The following is a 2,562-nucleotide window of genomic DNA, read 5'->3' on the forward strand; positions in this document are numbered from 1 at the left end:
GGTCGCGGGTCTGCACGGTCATCGCGGTGCGGGTGCGGATCCGGGCGCGGGCGATCTCCCGCTTGGACAGGATGCCCAGCAGGATCATCAGCTCCTCCTGCCCGACACGCCCCGGATACGGAAGGCGTCACCCCAACGAGCGACCACCCGCTTCGCACACCCCGAGAACCAGATCGCTTGAGACCACAGGCATGTCCTCTCGTCTGGGGACAGAACGAGGAAACGTTCGCGGCCCCTCAGTCGATACAGAACTCGTTGCCCTCGATGTCCAGCATCGGGATGCACGAATCATTGCCGTCATACAGCGTTCGCACGTGTACCGCGCCGAGCGGGACCAACCGTTCGCATTCGGCCTCAAGTGCGGCGAGGCGCTCTTCACCCACGAGTCCGGTGCCGACCCGCACATCAAGATGCACCCGGTTCTTGGCGGCCTTCCCTTCGGGGACGCGCTGGAAGTACAGTCGCGGGCCCACACCTGAGGGATCCATGCAGGCGAACCAAGAATCCCGCTGCTCAGGTGGCTGCGAGCCCTTGAAATCGTCCCAAGTGGCAAACCCCTGCGGTGGCGGCGGTACGACGTACCCCAACACCTCGCACCAGAAACGAGCGAGGCGCTCGGGTTCTGCGCAGTCGAAGGTGACCTGGAACTTCTTGATCGACGTCATCGGTCCACCATATTGGCGCGTGCTGTTCACCGAGATCCCGGGGTTTCACCGCCGTGCGGGTCGAGATCTCGCGTGAGATGAGTAGCGCCGACGGACCAGATCGCCTGAGACGGCGAGCGAATCGGACCAGATCACCTGAGGCACGGACCAATTCGCATGAGACGGGACAGGAACGCGGATGGCTTCCAACTTCGCACCACCCGTGTCCGGTGTCATCGAAGTCAGTCGGTCGCGGCGCCTTGACCTGCAGCGATTAAGTTCGATGACACGACGTCCGAGCGTCGCGCGATGGGTTGAACTGTTACGAACCGCTACGGACGCGATTCCGATGCGGACGGCCTCCCTGTTGTGGCGGCGCCACCGACGCTCCGCGGCAACCCTGAGATTTGTCACGCTGAGCTGAGTGCTGTGGGGTCACAGGCTGTGGGCGATGGGGTGCAGCGGTTCGTACAGCGGGAGTTCGGCGCCGCTGGGGAGCCGGATCGCAGTCAGTTTGCCCCAGCGCTGTTCGCTGACCGGGCGGGTGATCTCGACGCCCTGCGCGCGGAACTCGCCGAGCTGGGAATCAAGGTCATCGCACATCAGGAAGAACTCGTGCTGGGGTGGGCCGTCGGTCGGGTGCACGGCCACCTCGGCCGGGGGCAGCTTGAAGATGAGCCAGCCGCCGCCCGCGTCGACGCCGCGAAAGCCGAGGACGTCACGGATGAAGGCACGGTCCGCCTCGGCGTTCTGGCTGTAGAGGATGACATGTGCACCGCTGATCATGGCTGGCTCCTGCCCGTCGTCGTGCTGGCGGTCGTGTCCCCGGCATGCTTGCACGTTCAGGTACAAGAAGACCTTCGACTGCATTCGATGACACGAGACTGAGTTGCATGACAACGGACAGCTGCACATCTGCTGTCGGAACTCGTGAACAGAACCAACCGCGCCTTCCCCGAGACGGCGGCCGTGCCGCAGGATGCTCCGGCCCCGAGCTAGGGAAGGGGGCAGGTGAGGCCGAGGACGCGTTTGGTCGGCCGCCCGGTGACGTGGGTGTCGGTGACGACAGCTTCGGTGAGCCAGTCCGCTGCGGTCAGCTGGTCCACCAGGTGCTGCAGCTCGCCGGGGACAACGGGGCAACAGGAGGCGAGAGAGGCCAGGGCGATGCCCTGGCCGCCGGGGCCGAGCCGCCCGTCGGTGCTGGTCTGGGTGGCCAGCGTCAGGGCGAGCAGCCGGGTGTCCGGGGTGGCTTTGGCCTTGCGGAGCTTCTTGTCCGAGACGACCTTCTGGGCCCATCCGCTGAGCTTGGGGCGCATCTTCTTGCCGAACGTGAACGGGCCCGAGCCGTCGCCGTGGGGGGCCAGGGATGGGACGGTGACCTGGATGGGGTTCTCCGGCCGGGAGGTGAGCAGGTCGCCGCCGGTGCCGGGGAGACTCAGCCAGCCGCCGTCAGTCAGCTGCTCGACCAGGTGCTCCGGGTCGGTCAGGCCGAGCGCGGTGAGGTCCTGCCCGACGAGATTCCCGGTGCCGGTGTACGCGGTGCGCAGGGTCAGCATGACCACGATCAGTCGGGAGATACGCCGCAACCGCACCCCGGGCACCCGCGGCCAGTGGCACTACCGCCCCCACGCCGCCCAGGTCCGTGCCGAGGCCCGCCGGCCACGGCCCAAGCCGGGCAGGGTAGGCCAGAACCCGGAGCTACGGGACTACATCCAGGAGCACCTGGGCAGGTGCTGGAGTCCCGAGCAGATAGTCCAGCACCTCCGCCGGGACTTCCCCGACCGCCCGGAGATGCATGTGGTCCACGAGACGATCTACCAGGCTCGTGGCCCGGTCGGCCGACCGCGAGGAAGGCTCAACTCCCCAGCGGGAACAGGATGGCCCAAGAAGCCAATGCCGGAAGCCGAAAGGAATCGGG

General features: G+C 66.7%; 4 protein-coding genes and 1 pseudogene. 2 read left to right on the plus strand and 3 right to left on the minus strand.

Features of this window, described 5'->3' with window-relative positions; genetic code table 11:
* The coding region (locus tag ACWGI8_RS42910; protein WP_453668892.1) for a hypothetical protein at positions 1-181 on the plus strand (181 nt) is incomplete at its 5' end.
* 55 nt (positions 182-236) lie between these two features.
* Here ACWGI8_RS42910 and ACWGI8_RS42915 read toward each other — a convergent pair.
* From ACWGI8_RS42915 to ACWGI8_RS42925, 3 genes are all read right to left on the minus strand, one after another.
* Positions 237-665: a VOC family protein gene (locus tag ACWGI8_RS42915; protein WP_453668893.1), complete on the minus strand. Its 429-nt coding sequence runs from the start codon at positions 663-665 to the stop codon at positions 237-239.
* A gap of 414 nt (positions 666-1,079) precedes the next feature.
* A complete protein-coding gene (locus ACWGI8_RS42920) occupies positions 1,080-1,430 on the minus strand; it encodes a VOC family protein (RefSeq protein WP_453668894.1) in 351 nt (116 codons plus the stop codon).
* Positions 1,431-1,639: 209 nt separating this feature from the next.
* Complete coding sequence (locus ACWGI8_RS42925) at positions 1,640-2,200, minus strand: hypothetical protein (RefSeq protein WP_453668895.1); 561 nt, start codon at positions 2,198-2,200, stop codon at positions 1,640-1,642.
* On the opposite strand from ACWGI8_RS42925, the pseudogene ACWGI8_RS42930 reads away from it, so the two are divergent.
* A pseudogene (locus ACWGI8_RS42930) lies at positions 2,196-2,562 on the plus strand (transposase); the annotation flags it as partial. The gene ACWGI8_RS42925 and the pseudogene ACWGI8_RS42930 overlap by 5 nt on opposite strands.

The organism is Streptomyces sp. NPDC054841 (assembly GCF_053611045.1).

Coding starts and splice junctions, on each gene's coding strand:
- ACWGI8_RS42920 (WP_453668894.1), bottom strand. CDS start 1,430: ATGATCAGCGGTGCACATGTCATCCTCTACAGCCAGAACGCCGAGGCG.
- ACWGI8_RS42925 (WP_453668895.1), bottom strand. CDS start 2,200: ATGCTGACCCTGCGCACCGCGTACACCGGCACCGGGAATCTCGTCGGG.
- ACWGI8_RS42915 (WP_453668893.1), bottom strand. CDS start 665: ATGACGTCGATCAAGAAGTTCCAGGTCACCTTCGACTGCGCAGAACCC.